This window comes from Janibacter sp. A1S7 (genome assembly GCF_037198315.1).
Taxonomy (GTDB): Bacteria; Actinomycetota; Actinomycetes; order Actinomycetales; family Dermatophilaceae; genus Janibacter; species Janibacter alittae.
Map to the genome: position 1 here is coordinate 2,392,389 of NZ_CP144913.1, position 17,276 is coordinate 2,409,664.

At 68.9% G+C, this 17,276-nt stretch carries 19 protein-coding genes; 6 read left to right on the forward strand and 13 right to left on the reverse strand.

From position 1 onward, the window contains the following. Nucleotide 1 precedes the first annotated feature (1 nt). The 6 genes from V1351_RS11525 to V1351_RS11550 are packed head-to-tail and all read right to left on the reverse strand — an operon-like array spanning nt 2 to nt 5,242. The gene (locus V1351_RS11525; RefSeq protein WP_338748304.1) at nt 2-1,933 is read right to left on the reverse strand and encodes an NADH-quinone oxidoreductase subunit L; all 1,932 of its coding nucleotides are present in this window, start codon (nt 1,931-1,933) and stop codon (nt 2-4) included. After that, nucleotides 1,930-2,232 carry an NADH-quinone oxidoreductase subunit NuoK gene (locus tag V1351_RS11530; protein WP_338748305.1) on the reverse strand — a complete coding sequence of 101 codons (303 nt, stop codon included), beginning with the start codon at nt 2,230-2,232 and terminating at the stop codon, nt 1,930-1,932. The genes V1351_RS11525 and V1351_RS11530 overlap by 4 nt, the downstream gene beginning before the upstream one ends. Further along, the gene (locus V1351_RS11535) at nt 2,229-2,789 is read right to left on the reverse strand and encodes an NADH-quinone oxidoreductase subunit J (RefSeq protein ID WP_338748306.1); all 561 of its coding nucleotides are present in this window, start codon (nt 2,787-2,789) and stop codon (nt 2,229-2,231) included. Before V1351_RS11535 ends, V1351_RS11530 begins: the two co-directional genes overlap by 4 nt. Beyond that, the gene (locus tag V1351_RS11540; protein ID WP_338748307.1) at nt 2,789-3,730 is read right to left on the reverse strand and encodes an NADH-quinone oxidoreductase subunit H; all 942 of its coding nucleotides are present in this window, start codon (nt 3,728-3,730) and stop codon (nt 2,789-2,791) included. Before V1351_RS11540 ends, V1351_RS11535 begins: the two co-directional genes overlap by 1 nt. After that, on the reverse strand, nt 3,723-4,907 hold the full coding sequence (locus V1351_RS11545) for a hypothetical protein (RefSeq protein ID WP_338748308.1): 1,185 nt from the start codon (nt 4,905-4,907) through the stop codon (nt 3,723-3,725). The genes V1351_RS11540 and V1351_RS11545 overlap by 8 nt, the downstream gene beginning before the upstream one ends. Next, nucleotides 4,898-5,242: an NADH-quinone oxidoreductase subunit A gene (locus V1351_RS11550; protein WP_338748309.1), complete on the reverse strand. Its 345-nt coding sequence runs from the start codon at nt 5,240-5,242 to the stop codon at nt 4,898-4,900. Before V1351_RS11550 ends, V1351_RS11545 begins: the two co-directional genes overlap by 10 nt. An 82-nt stretch (nt 5,243-5,324) precedes the next feature. Here V1351_RS11550 and V1351_RS11555 point away from each other — a divergent pair, with 82 nt between their 5' ends. Next, entirely contained in the window at nt 5,325-5,702 is a 378-nt protein-coding gene (locus V1351_RS11555) for an ArsR/SmtB family transcription factor (RefSeq protein ID WP_338748310.1), read from the forward strand. A gap of 74 nt (nt 5,703-5,776) precedes the next feature. Further along, complete coding sequence (locus tag V1351_RS11560; RefSeq protein WP_338748311.1) at nt 5,777-6,349, forward strand: DUF411 domain-containing protein; 573 nt, start codon at nt 5,777-5,779, stop codon at nt 6,347-6,349. Between the two features lie 24 nt (nt 6,350-6,373). On the opposite strand, the gene V1351_RS11565 is transcribed toward V1351_RS11560, so the two are convergent. From V1351_RS11565 to V1351_RS11575, 3 genes are all read right to left on the reverse strand, one after another. Next, nucleotides 6,374-7,909: a multicopper oxidase family protein gene (locus tag V1351_RS11565; RefSeq protein WP_338748312.1), complete on the reverse strand. Its 1,536-nt coding sequence runs from the start codon at nt 7,907-7,909 to the stop codon at nt 6,374-6,376. Between the two features lie 298 nt (nt 7,910-8,207). Continuing rightward, a complete protein-coding gene (locus V1351_RS11570; protein ID WP_338748313.1) occupies nt 8,208-9,680 on the reverse strand; it encodes a multicopper oxidase family protein in 1,473 nt (490 codons plus the stop codon). Beyond that, entirely contained in the window at nt 9,677-9,943 is a 267-nt protein-coding gene (locus V1351_RS11575; protein WP_338748314.1) for an SHOCT domain-containing protein, read from the reverse strand. The genes V1351_RS11570 and V1351_RS11575 overlap by 4 nt, the downstream gene beginning before the upstream one ends. A gap of 162 nt (nt 9,944-10,105) precedes the next feature. Here V1351_RS11575 and V1351_RS11580 point away from each other — a divergent pair, with 162 nt between their 5' ends. After that, on the forward strand, nt 10,106-10,813 hold the full coding sequence (locus V1351_RS11580; RefSeq protein ID WP_338748315.1) for a response regulator transcription factor: 708 nt from the start codon (nt 10,106-10,108) through the stop codon (nt 10,811-10,813). Then, nucleotides 10,810-11,928 (forward strand): sensor histidine kinase, encoded by a 1,119-nt coding sequence (locus V1351_RS11585; protein ID WP_338748316.1) that lies wholly within the window; start codon nt 10,810-10,812, stop codon nt 11,926-11,928. Before V1351_RS11580 ends, V1351_RS11585 begins: the two co-directional genes overlap by 4 nt. 33 nt (nt 11,929-11,961) lie before the next feature. Here V1351_RS11585 and V1351_RS11590 read toward each other — a convergent pair whose 3' ends face one another. Beyond that, nucleotides 11,962-13,140, reverse strand: coding sequence for an acyl-CoA dehydrogenase family protein (locus tag V1351_RS11590; protein ID WP_338748318.1), 1,179 nt, complete (start codon nt 13,138-13,140; stop codon nt 11,962-11,964). 33 nt (nt 13,141-13,173) lie between these two features. Next, on the reverse strand, nt 13,174-14,349 hold the full coding sequence (locus tag V1351_RS11595; RefSeq protein ID WP_338748320.1) for a nucleotide sugar dehydrogenase: 1,176 nt from the start codon (nt 14,347-14,349) through the stop codon (nt 13,174-13,176). Nucleotides 14,350-14,476: 127 nt separating this feature from the next. Between V1351_RS11595 and V1351_RS11600 the strand changes: the two genes are divergently transcribed. Next, complete coding sequence (locus V1351_RS11600; RefSeq protein WP_338748322.1) at nt 14,477-14,938, forward strand: CoA-binding protein; 462 nt, start codon at nt 14,477-14,479, stop codon at nt 14,936-14,938. 1 nt (nt 14,939) lies between these two features. On the opposite strand, the gene purE is transcribed toward V1351_RS11600, so the two are convergent. Next, nucleotides 14,940-15,461: a 5-(carboxyamino)imidazole ribonucleotide mutase gene (gene purE, locus V1351_RS11605; protein ID WP_338748323.1), complete on the reverse strand. Its 522-nt coding sequence runs from the start codon at nt 15,459-15,461 to the stop codon at nt 14,940-14,942. Between the two features lie 22 nt (nt 15,462-15,483). Continuing rightward, nucleotides 15,484-16,656: a 5-(carboxyamino)imidazole ribonucleotide synthase gene (locus tag V1351_RS11610; protein ID WP_338748324.1), complete on the reverse strand. Its 1,173-nt coding sequence runs from the start codon at nt 16,654-16,656 to the stop codon at nt 15,484-15,486. Between the two features lie 54 nt (nt 16,657-16,710). Here V1351_RS11610 and V1351_RS11615 point away from each other — a divergent pair, with 54 nt between their 5' ends. Then, entirely contained in the window at nt 16,711-17,271 is a 561-nt protein-coding gene (locus tag V1351_RS11615; RefSeq protein WP_338748325.1) for a GtrA family protein, read from the forward strand. The last annotated feature ends 5 nt before the right edge of the window (nt 17,272-17,276 follow it).

A 17,276-nucleotide genomic window follows, 5' to 3' on the forward strand; every position in this document is an offset into this window, starting at 1 on the left:
CTCACCTCACGAGGACGAGGACGAGGACACCGACCGTGAGAACCACGACCGCTTGCAGGTAGTACTGGTGGAGTTGTCCGGTCTGGGGCCGACGCGCGAGCGCACCGAGCCGGCCGATCAACCGCGCAGTGCGCTCGACGATGCCGTCGACGCGCACCGTGTCGACGTGGCCGGCGCGGACGGCCAGCGCGAATGTCGCCGACGAGACGCGCCCCACCCCTGCGTCGAGGGAGTGGTCGTCGGCCCGACCGACGCGACCGGCCAGCGTCATCGTCGCGACGGCGACGCGCTCCACCCCCGCGTCGAGCACGCGGTCGTCGAACCGAGCCAGCGCCCTTGCCAGCCGCAGGGTCGGGCGGACAACGCCTCCGTGCACGGCCCGCTCGAGCCGTAGCCAGTCCGCCGCCCACCGGGGTTCCGGGGCCCGCCAGAAGGCAGCCATTGCCACCACGACCAGCGCGATCATCGCCGACAGCACCATCTCCCACACGGACGGCTGCGCGGACATCCCGCCCATGGCCGCACCCAGCCGTCCGGCCAGTGGCGGGAGCGCAAGCACCCCGAGCCCGGTCGCACCGATGGCCAGGACGACCACAACGGCCTTCTCCCGACCCGTGACCTGACCGATGACCGGCCGATCCGTCTGCGTCCTCGTCATGCGCCCGTGGCGTGACGTCGCCCTGACCGGCCGGATGAGCCACAGCACCTTGGCGGCGTACCCCGCCGACAGGGCGGCAGCGGCAAGCCCGACCGCGTAGAGGCCCACCGACTCGCTCCGCGCGGCCACGAGTACGGCGTCCTTGGTGGCCCATAGAGACAGCGGCACCACGCCGGCCAGTGACAGCGCGCCGATGATCGCCGACCAGCCGACCACCGGCCACCGGCGCGCTACCCCGCGCAGGCCGTCCAGATGCTGCGTGCCCAGGACGGTCAGCCAGACCCCGGCGGAGAGGAACAGCAGAGCCTTCGTCGCTGCGTGGGCCACCAGGTGCGCCGCTCCCCCACTCACGGCTCCCAGGCCCGCGGCGAGGACGACGAATCCGAGCTGCGCCGAGGTGGAGGCCGCGAGCAGCTGCTTGAGGTCGCGCTGGGCCAGCGCGACCCCGCCGAGAACCACCGCGGTCAGTGCACCCATCCATGCCGTCGTCGGCCCCGCCCAGCCGGTCGCACCGATCGCCGGCTGGGCCCGCAGCAGCAGGTAGCCGCCCATGGCCACCATGGCGGCGGAGTGCAGCAGCGCGCTGACCGGACTCGGACCTGCCATCGCCCGCGAGAGCCAGAAGGAGAAGGGCAGCTGAGCCGCCTTGCCGAGCGCCGCCACGAGGATCCCGACGACGGCGAGGTCCCGCCACCCCGCCGACGCCTGCGGCAGGGCGGACAGCGTCAGGCCGGCGCCTCCGGCCACTGCGGCACCGGCGGCCACGTACAGGCCCAGGTCGGCGGCTCGGGTCGTCAGGAACGCGGTCAGTCCAGCCGAGACGCGGTGCTCCTCGCGCCACCAGAAACCGATCAGGGCGTAGGACGTCGCTCCCATCACCTCCCAGGCCAGGAGCAGGGTCGGCACCGTCGTCGCCGCAGCCGTGAGCAGTGCCGCCGCAGCGAAGAGCAGCATCAGCCCGTGAAAGCGGGCCTGCGACTCGTGGACCTGACCGGTGGAGAAGACCAGGACCAGCAGGGTCACCACCGTCACCATGGGCAACATCAGCGCGGTCAGGGCGTCCACGGCGAGACCGAAGTCGGCCCCGGCGACGAACGGCAGAGCGACCTGCGGACGCATGGCGGCGGCGACCAGGGACAGCGCGAGAACCAGAGATGCGGTTGCGAGCGATATCCGAGCGGCCAGCCGCTCCGCCCTCGGGGTGATCACCAGAGCAGCTCCGACCCCCGCCGGGACCACCGGAAGCAGCCAGAGCACCGACTCCGAGCCGGTCATCGTTTGAGCTCCCCGGCCATGTCGGTCATGTCCGCCCCGGCCTGCCGATGCAGCAGAGTGGCCACGGCGAAGCCCATGGCCATCTCCACGGTCATGACCGCGAGAATCACCAGGAGCAGCACCTGGCCGGAGGGGTCCGGCACGAGGAACCACCAGAAGCCCGCAGCCGCGAGGATGACTGCGTTGATCATCAACTCCAGACCCATCATCACCATGACGACGACCTGTTGGGAGAGCGCCCCGTACAGGCCGGTACTGAACAGGGCGGCTGCGACGAGCAGAACCGTCTCGAGGGTCATCGGCCAACACCTCCAGGTTGGGGATCGGAGGGTGGCCCCGTCAGGTCGTCGCCCATCCGGTCGTACCGGGTCCGGTGCGCCGCGAGCACGACCCCGGCGACGATCGTCGCCACCATCACCGGACTGACCACGGCCATCACGAGCATCTTCGGCCCCATGAGCTCCTCACCGAGCGCCCGAGTGAGGTCCCCCGCCGGAGAGCCGCGCCGAGCGGGCCATTCCACCAGGAGGATCCCCGCAGCGAGCAACCCGAAGGTGCCGATCGAGGCCACCAGCGCAGCGGCCCTGCCGTGCACCATGTCCATGGGCATCAGCGCCGGGTTCATCCCCATGAACATCACCATGTAGACAGCCATGATCGCCATCTCCATCACCATCATCAGGATCACGACGAGCCCGACATAGTTCTGCTGGAGCAGGAGGACGTGCAGCCCGACCGCCACGAAGGAGAGCGCCAGGGCGTAGGTCGCCCGAGCCATCGAGTCCACGATGAAGACGGCGGCGCCGGCAAGAACCGCGACCACTGCGAGCAACCAGAACAGGATCCCGACCAGCATCACGACCCCCACACGGCCACGACGGCCACGAGCAGGTCCTGTACCAGGACGGCCGGCAGCAGAACGAGCCAGCCGACCTCGACGAAGACATCGGGTCGCGCGGCCGGCAGACGCCGCCGTCCCCACACCAGGACCAGGAGCACCGTGGCCGCCTTCACCACGACCCACAGCCACCCCGGCAGCAGCGGGCCCGAGCCTCCGCCCAGGAACATCGGGACCGCGAAGGCAGCGCCGGCGGCCAGCAGCGCGTACCGCCCGCCCTCGAAGACCAGACGGTCCACGCTGGACAGTTCTGCGGCCACCCCACCAGCGATGTCACTGCCGAGAGCCGGAGCGAACGGTCCCCAGACCGAGAAGGCGGCGACGCCCATGAGGTAGACGACGAAGGCGATCGGCATCCACACGACGAACCACACCCCGTCCTGGGCTGCCGCGACCGTGCCGACGTTGAGGCTTTCCGCGGCGATCGCCGGGGCGACGAGAGCGAACATCAGCGGCAGCTCGTAGCCGAGCGCCAGCGCGAGGAATCGATATCCGCCGATCAGTCCGTGAGCGGAGTTCGCTCCCCACCCGGTCAGCCACAGCAACGCCCACACCAACACGTCCATCGCGTTGAACCACACGATGCCCACGTCAAGGTCGAGAATGGTCCAGTCGCCCAGCGGCACGACGGCAATCATCAACGCAGCAGTGACGAGGAGACCGCCCCCGCCAAGGCGCCACAGCAGGGAATCGGCAGCGACAGTCGTCCGGCGTCGCTGGCGCAGCAGCCGGGCACCCTCGTCCAGCGGCCGCATCGCGCCACCCAGAGCCGACGCCCCGGAGGCGCGCGCCCCCACCAGGCCATCCACCACTGCGGCGAGCAGCACCAGAAGCCCCAGAAGGACGAGACCAACCAGCGCCCATCCGGCACCGACCGTGACCACCGAGGAGTCAGACATGCTGGATCTGCGTCATACCGAGGGGGTCGAGGTCCAGGCTTGCGATCGCCAACCGGGCCGTCGCCACGTCGAGGCCGTGGACCACCTGGGGCAGGACCTCGGTCACGTCCACGGCAGGACCAGCCATCCCGGCTGACCCGTCGAGCGCCCCTCGGCGTCGCTCACTGGTGGCGAGCGAGGCAGAGGCACGATCCAGCGCACTCATCAGGCGGTCGTGGACATCTCCTTCCCACATCCGCGGCCACGTCCGCTCGGCCAGCTCGGCCGCATCGATGGGGCGGACCCGGCGCAGCGACCACCGCAGCAGCCGGTTGCGGGCCACCCGACGCCGGAGACGCTCGATCTCCGGACGAAGGGCATGCGGATCCTGCGCGCCGAGAACATCATCACGCAGACGCCACGCACTCGTCGCGGCGGCGACCCATCCGGCCAGAGCCAGGACCGTTGCGACGTTGTCCAGCCGGACGGCGCCGGCCGTCCCCGGACGGTACGCATCCGACTCGTGGGCACCGACGACGTCGCCGAGGATCCAGGCCGCCTTCGCGGCGACGACGACGTCGCCCTGGAGCGAGCAGTCCAGCACCAGACCCGCGGGCCAGTGCGGCAGGAGCGGCCCGAGCGAGACGTGCAGGACATCCATCTCCAGGCCGTCGCGGTCCTCGCTCCCCTCGGCCAGCGGTATCCCACCCGGCTTCATGTCCATGTCGCCGTGGTCCATGTCGCCGTGGTCCATGTCGCCGTGGTCCATGTCGCCGTGGTCCATGTCGCCGTGGTCCATCTCGCCGTGGTCCACGTCCCCGTGGCCCGTGTCCCCGTGCTCGACATCCGGTTCGATGGCCCGATCACGGGCGTCCTCCCATTGCCCCCGCTGATCAAGCAGGGCGGCCTGCGCACGCCCCAGGGCCGGGATGACCTCTGCGGGGGCGGTCACCGTCGCCTGCGCACGGGGGCCCGGCAGCTGCCCCCACACCCGTTCGACCAGAGGGGCCATCTGCGGACCCGGGGCGCCACAGACGATGAGCAGGTCCGCATCCGCCGGTGCGACCGCTGGGTGCCATCCCCACGCGCGCACCACTCGCTCGACGTGCACTCGCGTCGTCCAGTGGCCCGGCATCTCGACGATGAGCACGTGGGCAGAACGCACTGCCCGTCGAGTGATCCACGTGGTCAGACCCACCGGAGGGCTCCTTCACGCCAGGCCCAGGCAACGGCGACGAAGAGCGCACCGAGGAAGACAAACATCTCCACCACCGCCGTCACGCCGAGGGCGCCGACAACGACCGCCCACGGATACATGAAGAGCATCTCCACGTCGAAGGCGAGGAAGACCAGAGTCGCGAGGTACCACCGTGCGTGGTACCTCGACAGGGCGTGCTCCCGAGGCTCCCACCCGGACTGGTAGGGCAACGAGGTCAGCGGCGTCGAGGCATCGGCGAGCAGTCGCTGGAGCGCATACAACGCGCCGATGAGGCCGAGGACCACCACGACGAGGACGATCGCACCTGAGTACACGGCACCTCCTGACGTCGGCTCGGATCCCGCCGATCCGTATGTCGACAGCGTACACGGACGGACGTACGGGTATGGTTGTGCCGTGACCTCATCCGCCCACCACCCTGCTGGCCAGCCGCTCGCCGCCGATCGCGTGGCGGCCGCGCGCGACCGTTTGCCGGAGCTCGAGGCGACGGAGCGACTCGCGGGCGTTCTGGGCCTCTTGGCCGACCCGACCCGGCTGCGGATCGTCTACGCCCTGGACGTCGCGGAGGAGCTGTGCGTGGGGGACATCGCCATCGCCCTGGGTGCGAGCGCAGACAGCACGGGCTATGCCCTGCGGGTCCTACGCACCGCGGGCCTGGTGTCCCGGCGCAAGGCCGGACGCGTGGCCTACTACCGCCTCGCCGATGGATTCCCGGAACCACTGCGTCAGCACTGCCTCCTCCAGCTGATCGACCTCACCCGACATGGCACCTGACGATCGCGCCCGCCGCGACACAACAACTGACGCGAAACCCACACCGATCCACCGACACCCAAGGCACTGATCACATGTTTACCAGCTCCTCACCGGGGCCTGCCCGCTCCCTCAGCCGTCGCTCGCTGTTCCTCATCGCCGGCCTCGGGTCGACCACCGTGTTGACCGCGTGCAGCGTTGACGCACCTGCTCCCACGGCGCCGAGCTCCTCGCCATCGAAGGCCGCCGCCTTGGGAGTCGATGCCCGGCAGCTGGCCATGACCGTCTACAAGGACCCCGCCTGCGGTTGCTGCAGCGGCTGGATCGACCATGCAGAAGGCAACGGGTTCACCATCACGACCGAGCACCCCGAGGCTCTGCACCAGGTCTGGCAGGACCACGAGATCCCCCTGGAGCTCCAGTCCTGCCACTTGGCGAGCAATGCGGACGGACAGGTCTTCATCGGCCACGTCCCGGCCCGGTTCGTCGTGGAGTACCTGGCTGACCCGCCTCCTGGCGCGCGCGGCCTGAGCGTTCCAGCCATGCCCGTGGGGACGCCGGGCATGGAGCAGGGAGACCAGTTCGACCCCTACGAGGTCATGCTCATCACGGACAAGGGATCGAGCGTCTTCGCGGAAGTCACGAAGACGTCCCAACAGACTCTCTGACCCAGGTCCCCGGGAGGGCCCGGGTCAGGTGACGTACGAGAGCACGGTCATCATCCCCAACTCACCGTGGTAGATGTTGTGGCAGTGGACGAGCCACTGGCCCGGGTTGTCCGCCCGGACGTCGACCGACAGGCTCTCCATCGGTTTCACGTTGATCGTGTCCTTGCGAATCCCACGCCCGTTCTGGCCGACGAGCGCGAAGGTGTGGCCGTGCACGTGCATCGGATGAAACATCATCGACTCGTTGTGCATCACCAACCTGACGCGTTCGCCGGATCGGATCTCCAACGGGTCGTGGTCCCCGTACGCCGCCCCGTTGATGAACCACTGGCGGCCACCATCGACCATCTGCAGCCCGAGGCCGATCTCCCGGTCCGGTTGACGAGGCTCCAGCGCCGCCGACTCAGTGGCCCGCAGGTCGGCATAGCTGAGTAACCTGCCGGTCAACTCTGCGGGGAGCGAATTCGGGTCTGGAGTCGCACCCGAGGCGGTACGCAGCACAGCGAAGCCAGGTGGGGCGGCCTTGCCCTCGGGAACGGCGACCACCGCGAAGGCGCCGTCGTCGGTGGTCACCACCACGTCGTAGCGTTCGCCCATCCCGATGATGAGGGTGTCGACCTCGGTGGGGTCGACCTGATAGCCGTCGGTGTGCGTGACGTTCAGGCGGTGGCCGCTGATGGCGAACCGGTAGGGGGTGTCGCCGCCGGCGTTGATGATCCGTAGCCGGATTCTGCGGCCCGGAGCCGCGTTGATGACGAAGGGGTCCTCTGGCACACGCCCGTTGATCAGCTGTACGGGGTAGACGACATCACCCGTGTCCGCACCAAGAGGCTGGTCATCAGAGGGCATGGCTTCCTCCATGTCCATCTCCCCGTGGTCCGTCCCCGTCATCGACGTGCCCCCCATGCCCTCGCGGGCCAGGCGATCGAGGATGACGTCCGGGGAGTCTCCCCACCCGTCCGTCCAGTCGTCCAGCACCAGGACGACCTCCTCGTCGTAGTTCATCGGCTCCCTCGGGTCCTCCACGATCAGCGGCGCCTGCAGCCCACGATCGAGCTGAGCCCCGACGTGCGGATGGAACCAGTGCGTGCCCGGGTTGGGAACCACGAACTCGTAGTCGAAACTCGCGCCGGCACCCACCGGGTCCTGCGTCAGGCCGGGCACACCATCCATGTCGTTGCGCAGGGCGAGACCATGCCAGTGCACCGTCGTGTCCTCCGGCAGGTCATTGGCCAGTCGAACTCGCACGACGTCGCCCGCCGTGGCCCTGAGCTCCTTGCCGGGGACCACACCGTCGTATGCCCACGTCTGCACCGCCCGTCCCGCCAGATCCACGGTCGTCGGGGCAGCGCGCAACGTGCGGCGCACCACCTTTCCGGTGACGCGCCGAGCCGATTCGGTCTCGGCAACGACGGCCGCCCGTGGCCCCACCGGAGCAGAACTGCCGAGTAGCCTGCTCCCGGCGAACCCGGCGCCCCCGGCGACGACCAATCCGGCGGCGCCCCACTGCAGGAATCGACGTCGGTCCACGTTCGTGGCGAGCGCTGGTGGGAAAGGCACGGTACAACTCCTGCTTGATTGGGAACGGGGCGCGTCATCGACGCTCCAAGGCACCCTTCCCCAGCGGAACTGAGGTCCGATCACCCCACGATGAAGGTTCTGTGAACAGTGCCGGTCTTCGACTCCGCACCGGGTTCGCAGGTCAGGTCGTCGGCGAGTGTGGTCGCACTCGCAAGGGCTGTCCGGCCGATCCCCTGGCGCCGGCCACCACCGCGACGCGCTCCACCGGCGCGGTCCGGGCCGGCGCGCAGGTGGTCATCGCCGCCGGCGTGGAACACCACATGGCCAGTCGTGGTGGTCAGCCGGTGGCGACCGTTCCCATCATCCCCAGGTCCTCGTGGTCGAGGATGTGGCAGTGGTAGACGGTCCTACCCGTGAAGTCGTCGAAGGCGATGAGCACCTTCACGCTCCCGGACGCAGGAACGTTGACGACGTCTTGCCACCGCGGGTCGGTCACCTGCTCCTGTCCCTCCTCGATGACCTGCATCGGCCACACGTGCAGGTGGACGGGGTGGTCCATGGGGCTGGAGTTCGTCAGCGTCCACTCCTCGACCGTGCCAGCGGCGACAGCGGTGTCGGTGCGCTTCCCGTCGAAGGTCTCGCCGTTGATGGTGAAAGCCATCATGCTGCGATTCGAGCCGCCCATCATCGGGCCACCCCGCTCCATGCCCATCCCGAAGTCCAGGGTGCGGCGGCCCTCGACCCTCTCCTCGCGCAGGTCACGCGGGGCCGGTCCCTCGGGGATGGCCGCGGGCGCCTCGACCGGTCCCCCTGTCACCTCCAACAGCAGCAGGTCGAAGGGGTCTTCTCCACCGAGGACATCGCTGCCCATCATGCCGCCCATCCCACCGCGGTCGACCGGCGTCGCCACCAACGGTGTCGACCCCGCGCGGGTATCGATGACCAGCTCGACCCGATTACCCGGTGCGAGCACCGTCTCGGTGACCTTCTCGGGAGTCGGGAGCCGCCCGAGGTCACGGCTGAGGAGCCGCACGTCCTGCCCCTGCAGGCTCAGACGCAGGTATCGTGACGGGCAGGCGTTGACGATCCGCCACCTCTCACGCTCACCCGGGGCAGCGTTGATCTGTGGGCGCACCTGGCCGTTGACCAGCACGAGGTCACCCTCCCGACCCATCATCTGCTGCATCATCCCGCCGGGACCGGCGAGGTTCCCGTCCTCGTCAAGACTGACGTCGGACACAACGAGAATCCGCTCACGGGTCACCGGCAACGGCGCGGGGTCCTCGACGATGATCGCGCCGTAGAGTCCCGCGGCGACCTGGTCCGCAACGTTCCCGTGGTGGTGCGGGTGATACCAATAGGTCCCCGGCGGGTGATTCTCCGGCACCGCGATCTCGTAGTCGGCGCTCTCGCCGGGGGCAATGCTGCGGAAGGGATTGTCGCTCTTCCCCCGCGGGGAGACGTGCAGTCCGTGCACATGCAGATTCGTGGGGGCATCCAGGGCGTTGGTCATCCTGATGCGCATCGTGTCGCCCGGCGAGACCCGCAGGGTGGGCCCGGGCAGGGAACTGTTGAAGGCGTGCACGGAGGCTTCCCGGTCACCGATGCGAACACGGGCCGGGGCCGTCCTCAGCTCCGTTTCCAGGACACCGCCGCGGCTGGCGAGCACCTCGGGCTCGGTCAGCACGTCATTGCTGCCGCGTCCGGGCCGATCAGCGGTGACCCACCACAATCCCGCGCCACCGGTCGCCGCGGCCCCGGCACCGACAACTCCAGTGGCCAGCAACTGGCGACGCGTCAACGGCCTCACCGGGCGTCGTCCTCCAGGATGCGCCTCATCTCGCGATACTCCTCGGCGCTCAGTTCACCGCGCGCGTACCTCTCCTGCACGATCTCCAGACTTCGCCCTGACCGTGCACCTCGTCCGCCGACGGTGTCGGGCGAATCGGACCTCACCGAGTTTCCGGCGAACGCCTTCACCAGGACCACCACGAGGAGGCCAAGTCCCACGAGCAGCAACGCTCCGAAGAACCATCCCATCCACATGCCGCCCATCATCGAGTCGTCCATCATCGTCGAGCTCCTTCCTCGTTCGAGGGTCGTCGGCGACCTCGGCTATGACGATACGAGGAATGAGTGACGATGCGGCCGACGGATGGTTGAGGTTCGACGAAGATCCGCCACGCCGACTCCCCGGCCGGCTCGAGGGATGACTGCTGCGGCCACACTGGGGCTGTGAGCACCACTACATCACCCGATTCCACGGCGCGGGTGCTCGTCATCGAGGACGAGCGCGCCCTTGCCAGCATGATCGTCGCCTACCTCTCCCGGGCCGGATACGAGGCCACCGTCGCGCGCACCGGGCCGGAGGGCATACAGGCCGTGCACGAGCACGCACCCGACGTGGTGATCCTCGACCTGGGCCTGCCGGGGCTGGACGGCATCGAGGTGTGCCGGCGGATCCGCACCTTCACCGATTGCTACATCATCGTCGCCACCGCGCGCACGGATGAGATCGACACCCTCATCGGACTCTCCGTGGGTGCCGACGACTACGTCACCAAGCCGTTCAGCGTCCGCGAGTTGGTCGCTCGCGTCCAGACCGTGCTGCGCCGCCCTCGGACGGGCGCCCATCACGAGCCGGAGTGGGTCTTCGGCGACCTGCGCGTGGACTCGGCCGGCCAGCAGGTGCACCTCGGTCGGACCGCGGTGCCGTTGACCCCGACCGAGCGCGACCTGCTCATCACCCTTGCTTCACGCCCCGCCATGGCGTTCTCACGACGCCAACTCATCGACGAGATCTGGAGCGACAACTGGTTCGGCGACGAGCACCTCGTCGACGTGCACATCGCCCACCTGCGCAAAAAGCTCGGTGATGACCCCGAGACCGCGCGGTACATCGTCACCGTCCGCGGGGTCGGATACCGGATGGGCCCGGGATGAGCGGCCGCACCCGCGCCGGGTTGCCGAGTGGCCTTGCCGCGCGCCTCCTGACGGGCCAGGTCCTCGTGTTGTTCGCGGGCGCCCTGACTGCCGCCGGGGTCGCTGCCGCCATCGGCCCACGGATCTTCCACCAGCATCTCCTGCGGTCGGCCGGTCACATGGTGACCGCCTCGGAACGCGCTCACATCGAGATGGCTTACCGGGACGCGTCGCTGGCCTCCGTCGCGGTCGCGCTGATGATCTCCCTGCTCGCCGCAACAGTTGTGACGTGGTTGCTCACCCAGCGCATCCGTCGGCCACTCGACCAGGTCACCGACGCGGCCCGCGAACTCACGCGGGGGCACTTCACCACCCGGGTGCCCGACATCGCTTCAGGGACCGAGCTGGACACCCTCGCCGAGGCCTTCAACAGTATGGCGGCCCGTCTGCAGGGCGTCGAGGACACGAGGCGCCGCATGCTGGCCGACCTCGCGCACGAACTGCGCACCCCGATCTCCGTCCTGAGCGCCCACCACGAGGGGCTGCACGACGGGGTCACATCGCTCGGAACAGAGTCCCGGGCCATTCTGGCGGAGCAGACCGACAGGCTCGCTCGGCTGGCCGATGACATCGATGCCGTCTCCACCGCCGAGGAAGGGCGCCTGACGCTTGACCTGCGGAGCGAGTTGATCACCGATGTGATGTGGGCAGCGCACCGGGGAATGCGAGAGCGGTTTGCCGACAAGGGCGTCGACCTGGTTGTCGACCCCGTCGGTGCGGACGGGCTCACGGCGAGGATCGACCGGCGACGAATCGGGCAGGTCATGACGAACCTCCTCACCAACGCCCTGCGTCACACCTCCTCGGGCGGAGTCGTCACACTGACATCCGAGCACGTCGGCGACGAGATCGCCCTGATCGTGACCGACAGCGGCGAGGGCATGACCGGCGAGCACGTCGCGCACGCCTTCGAACGCTTCTACCGAGGAAGCTCCGCACGTACCCGTGACCAGACCGGGTCCGGCATCGGGCTGACCATCAGCAAGGTTCTCGTGGATGCCCACAGAGGCAGCCTCACCGCGGCGAGTGCTGGGCCCGGAGAGGGCGCCACCTTCACGATGACCCTGCCCTGCTGACCCGGTCGGCCGCTCGACTGGTGTGAGAGGACGTCAGCGCTGCTTGTTCAAGCCCTTGAGAAGTTGACGTGCCATCACGACCCGCTGGACCTGGTTGGTGCCCTCGTAGATCTGGGTGATCTTGGCATCGCGCATCATCCGCTCCAGCGGGAAGTCACGGGTGTACCCGGCTCCCCCGAGCAGCTGCACGGCATCGGTGGTGACCTTCATGGCGACGTCGGAGGCGAATGCCTTGGCCGCTGCGCCGAAGAAGGGCAGGTCGTCGTCGTGGCGCTCTGACTTGGCCGAGGCGACGTACACCATCTGCCTGGCGGCCTCGAGCTCCATCGCCATGTCAGCGAGCATGAACTGGATGCCCTGGAAGTCGGCGATGTGCTTGCCGAACTGCTTGCGCTCCTTGACGTAGGCGAGAGCCTCGTCCAGCGCACCCTGGGCGATGCCGACGGCCTGGGCGCCGATCGTCACGCGGGTGTGGTCCAGCGTGCGAAGCGCGATCTTCAGGCCCTCTCCCTCGGCACCGACGATACGGTCGCCGGGGATACGGCAGTTGTCGAAGTGCAGCTCGCGGGTGGGCGATCCCTTGATGCCGAGCTTGCGCTCCTTCTCCGAGAAGCCGAATCCCTCATCGGACTTCTCCACGACGAAGGCGGAGATGTTGTTGCCGCGCGGACCGTCGGGGTCGGTGACCGCCAGCACCGTGTAGAGCTCGGACTCGCCGGCATTGGTGATCCATGCCTTCTGCCCGTTGAGCACCCAGTCGTCGCCGTCCCTGGTCGCCTTGCACTTCATCCCGGCGGTGTCCGACCCGGCCTCGCGCTCGGAGAGGCCGTAGGAGAAGCCCTCCCCCTTCGCCAGTCGCGGCATGTACTTCGCGTTGAGCTCCTCGGACCCGGCGAGGATGACCGGCATGGAGCCGAGCTTGTTCACCGCGGGGATGAGCGAGGACGAGGCACAGACGCGCGCGACCTCCTCGATGATGATGGACACCGCGAGGGCGTCCGCACCCACCCCATCGTGCTCCTCCGCGACGTGGGCCGCGTGGAAGTCGGCGGCGATGAGGGCGCTGTTGGCCTCGGCAGGGAAGCGGGACTCCTCGTCGACAGCTGCGGCGAAGGGGGCGATCTTGTCCTCGGCGATCGCCCTCACCGCTTCGCGGATGGTCTCGTGGTCCTCGGAGGTGCGGAACAGGTCGAAGTCTGGATTGGCGCTCACGACTGGTGATGCTACCTGTGTCGACCTCCGGCGTCAGGAGTCGGTGCCGAAGAGGTCGCGGGTGTAGATTTTCTCGGCCACGTCCGCCAGGGCGGGGGTGCGGCGGTTGGCGATGATGACGTCGCAGGCGGCCTTGAACTCCTCGAGGTCGCGCACGACCCGCGAACCGAAGAAGGTCTCCTCCTGCATCACCGGCTCGTAGATGAGCACCTCGACGCCCTTGCCCTTCAGGCGCTTCATGATCCCCTGGATCGAGGAGGCCCGGAAGTTGTCCGAGCCGGACTTCATGATCAACCGGTGCACCCCGACCACCCGCGGCTCGCGCCGCAGGATGTCCTCGGCGACGAAGTCCTTGCGGGTGCGGTTGGAGTCGACGATGGCCTGCATCAGGTTCTGCGGGACCTCCCGGTAGTTGGCCAGGAGCTGCTTGGTGTCCTTGGGCAGGCAGTACCCGCCGTAGCCGAAGGACGGGTTGTTGTAGTGCGAGCCGATCCGCGGGTCGTGACCGACACCGTCGATGATCTGGCGGGTGTTCAGGCCATGGGTCGCGGCGAAGGTGTCCAGCTCGTTGAAGTAGGCCACCCGCATGGCCAGATAGGTGTTGGCGAAGAGCTTGATCGCCTCGGCCTCGTTGGCGTCGGTCAGCAGAACGGGAACGTCGCGATCCGCTGCCCCGCCGACGAGCAGGTCGGCGAAGCGACGGGCCCGCTCGCTGACCTCCCCGACGACGATCCGGCTGGGGTGCAGGTTGTCCCGCAGCGCCTGCCCCTCACGCAGGAACTCCGGACTGAAGATCAGGTTGTCGGTGCCCAACTTCTCCCGCAGCGCAGCCGTGAAACCGACAGGGATGGTCGACTTGACCACCATGACCGCCTCGGGGTTGATCGCCATGACATCGCTGATGACACCCTCGACCGAGCTGGTGTCGAAGTAGTTGGTCTGCGGGTCGTAGTCGGTCGGTGTGGCGATGACGACGAAGTCGGCCCCCGTGTACGCCCGCTCCTTCTCCAGCGTGAAGGTCAGGTCGAGGTCCCCGCCGGCGAGGAAGGCGTCGACCTCCTCGTCCTCGATCGGGCTGCGCCCCCGACCCAGCATCTCGACACGCCGGGCATCGACGTCGAAGCAGACGACCTCATTGTGCTGGGCGAGCAGGACGGCCAGGGACAGGCCGACGTAGCCCGTCCCGACGACGGCGATCTTGGTGGTCACGTGGTTCCTCACGGGGCTCGCGGATGACTGGGAAGGGCTCCCCCACGAGGGAATTGTCTCCTGCACGTCACACAAACTGCGACCCGGCTGGCCCGGGTCATTGATTCCCGCGTGCGGTGGGCGTTGGATGGGAGTCATGAGCCTGACGCACACGAACAACACCGAGACGATGCGACGCCTCATTGCCGACCCCGGGCGGTGGGTCGTCGTGGGTCTGAGCAACAACGACGACCGCGACGCCCTCCGGGTGGCGCAATGGCTCAAGAAGGAGATGGACAAGGCGATCATCCCCGTGCATCCGTCGGCGGAGACCGTCGACGGTGATACCGGCTACGCGTCGGTGTCCGACATCCCCGACACCGACATCAAGGTCGTGGACTGCTTCGTCAACTCCGAGCACGTCGGCGGGGTCGTCGACGAGGTCATCGCCAACAAGGACCGCCTGAAGATCGATGCCATCTGGATGCAGCTGGGCGTCGAGGACCCGGCCGCTGCCGACCGCGCCCGGGAGGCCGGGCTGATGGTCGTGATGAACACCTGCCCGAAGATCGAGTGGCGCCGTCTGCGGGGCGAGGGCGCGATCCGCTGAGCTAGTCCGCGGATCGACGCTCGCGCAGCCGCTCCCCCTTCGCCCGCGCCTGCGCGGACAGGTCTGCCGCGAAGTCCGCCAAGGCCGAGCGCAACCGGGCCGCTTCCTCGCCCTGACCGGCCCCGAGGATCCGCGCGGCCATGAGGCCCGCGTTGCGAGCGCCGCCGACAGCCATCGTCGCGACGGGGATGCCGGCCGGCATCTGCACGATCGACAGCAGGGAGTCCATCCCGTCGAGGTGCTTCAGGGGGACCGGGACGCCGACGACCGGAAGGGTCGTCACCGACGCCAGCATCCCCGGGAGATGGGCCGCTCCCCCGGCGCCGGCGATGATGACCCGCAATCCGCGCGCCTGGGCCTGCTGGCCGTACTCGATCATCTCCGTGGGCATCCGGTGCGCCGAGACCACGTCCGCCTCGTAGACGACGCCGAGGTCGTCGAGGACCTGGGCCGCCGGCTCCATGGTGGGCCAGTCGCTGTCACTGCCCATGACCAGACCGACCCGTGGGTTCGTGCTCGTCATCCTGCTCTCCTGTCCGTGCTGGTCACTGCGAGATCACTCCCCGGATGTAGTCGGCCGCGTGCTGCGCGCGCTCGCGCAGGCCGGCCAGGTCGTCGCCGCAGACGTTGACGTGCCCGATCTTGCGTCCCGGCCGCACGCCCTTGCCGTAGAGGTGCACCTTGAGCTCGGGGTCACGGGCCATGAGGTGACGGTAGGTGGGGTACAGGTCCGTGTGCTCGCCACCGAGCACGTTGGCCATCACCGTCCACGGGGCCCGCGGACGGGGGGAGCCGAGCGGTAGATCGAGCACCGCCCGCAGATGCTGCTCGAACTGCCCGGTGACCGCGCCGTCCATGCTCCAGTGGCCCGAGTTGTGCGGACGCATGGCCAGCTCGTTGACGAGCACGGAGCCGTCGGCGAGCTCGAAGAGCTCGACGGCCATCACCCCGGTGACGTCGACGGTCGCGGCGATGTCCAGGCCGACGAGGGTCGCAGTGCGGGCGGCCTCCTCGGACAGGCCCGGGGCCGGAGCGATGACCTCCGTGCAGATGCCGTCCGTCTGCACGGTCTCGACCACCGGCCACGCAGCTGCCTGACCGGAGGGACTGCGCGCGAGCAGGACCGCCAGCTCCCTGACGAAGGGGACCGCCTCCTCGAGGAGCAGCGGCTCACCGCGGCCGGCCGCGGTGGCCAACCAATCGTCGAGGTCCTCCACGCGGTCGGCGACGAGCACCCCCTTCCCGTCGTAGCCGCCCCGGGGAGTCTTGGCGACGACCGGCCACCCGACCTCCTCGGCGAAGGCGGTGACCTCCTCGACGGTGGAGGCCGCGGTCCAGCGGGGGCACGGCATCCCGGCCGCCGTCAGTGCCTCGCGCATGACGATCTTGTCCTGCGCGTGCCGCAACGCCGCGGGGGCGGGGTGCAGGATCACGCCGTCGTCGACCAGCGCCTGCAGGACGTGCGCGGGCACGTGCTCGTGGTCGAAGGTGACCACGTCGCACTCCCGGGCGAAGTCACGCACCGTCTCGACGTCGGTGTGCTCACCCACCGGTGACGAGGGGAAGACGAGCGCGGCGCTCGAGTGCGTGTCCTCGGCGAGCACGGAGACGGTCAGCCCCAGCTCCGCCGCGGGCCCGGCGCACATGCGGGCGAGCTGACCGCCGCCGATGATGCCGACGACGGGGAATCCTCCTGGGGCACGGTGGGGTGTCAACACGATGAGAACCCTACGATGCTCCGGTTCGGTCGTGCCGCGTCTACCCTGCGGTAGATGGCCGACTCCACGCAGCCGCCGCCAGGCGCCTCCACCGACGCGCCCCGCGATCGCGCGTCCGGGCGGCTGGCCGGCCTCATCGACACGCTCTGGCACGAGATGGCCAAGTTCGGCGTGATCGGCGCGTTGGCCTTCGTCATCGACATCGGCGGGATGAACCTTCTCACGCACACGATCCTCGAGGACAAGGTCACCACGGCCCGTGTCACCAGCGGGGTGGTGGCGACCCTCTTCGCCTGGCTCGGCAACCGCTCCTGGACGTTCGCCCACCGGCGCTCCCGCCCGGCGCACCACGAGGTGACGCTCTTCTTCCTCGTCAACGGCGTGGCGCTGGCCATCTCGACCCTGACGCTGGTCCTCTCCCACTACGGTCTGGGCCTGACCACGCGCCTGGCCGACAATCTGGCGACGATCTTCGGGATCGGTCTGGGCACCCTCTTTCGCTTCTGGGCCTACCGCCGCTTCGTCTTCGTCGACGAACCCATGGATGTCGACACCTCACCGCTGCACCACGAGGAGCCCGCGGACGACACCGGCGCCGGCGGCGACCCCCGCTGAGCCGG

Bases quoted from the DNA above. Each gene is read 5' to 3' on its own strand.
- V1351_RS11585 (WP_338748316.1), top strand. From the start codon at position 10,810: ATGAGCGGCCGCACCCGCGCCGGGTTGCCGAGTGGCCTTGCCGCGCGC.
- V1351_RS11525 (WP_338748304.1), bottom strand. From the start codon at position 1,933: ATGACCGGCTCGGAGTCGGTGCTCTGGCTGCTTCCGGTGGTCCCGGCG.
- V1351_RS11560 (WP_338748311.1), top strand. From the start codon at position 5,777: ATGTTTACCAGCTCCTCACCGGGGCCTGCCCGCTCCCTCAGCCGTCGC.
- V1351_RS11575 (WP_338748314.1), bottom strand. From the start codon at position 9,943: ATGATGGACGACTCGATGATGGGCGGCATGTGGATGGGATGGTTCTTC.
- V1351_RS11540 (WP_338748307.1), bottom strand. From the start codon at position 3,730: ATGTCTGACTCCTCGGTGGTCACGGTCGGTGCCGGATGGGCGCTGGTT.
- purE (WP_338748323.1), bottom strand. From the start codon at position 15,461: ATGACGAGCACGAACCCACGGGTCGGTCTGGTCATGGGCAGTGACAGC.
- V1351_RS11535 (WP_338748306.1), bottom strand. From the start codon at position 2,789: ATGCTGGTCGGGATCCTGTTCTGGTTGCTCGCAGTGGTCGCGGTTCTT.
- V1351_RS11600 (WP_338748322.1), top strand. From the start codon at position 14,477: ATGGGAGTCATGAGCCTGACGCACACGAACAACACCGAGACGATGCGA.
- V1351_RS11530 (WP_338748305.1), bottom strand. From the start codon at position 2,232: ATGACCCTCGAGACGGTTCTGCTCGTCGCAGCCGCCCTGTTCAGTACC.
- V1351_RS11615 (WP_338748325.1), top strand. From the start codon at position 16,711: ATGGCCGACTCCACGCAGCCGCCGCCAGGCGCCTCCACCGACGCGCCC.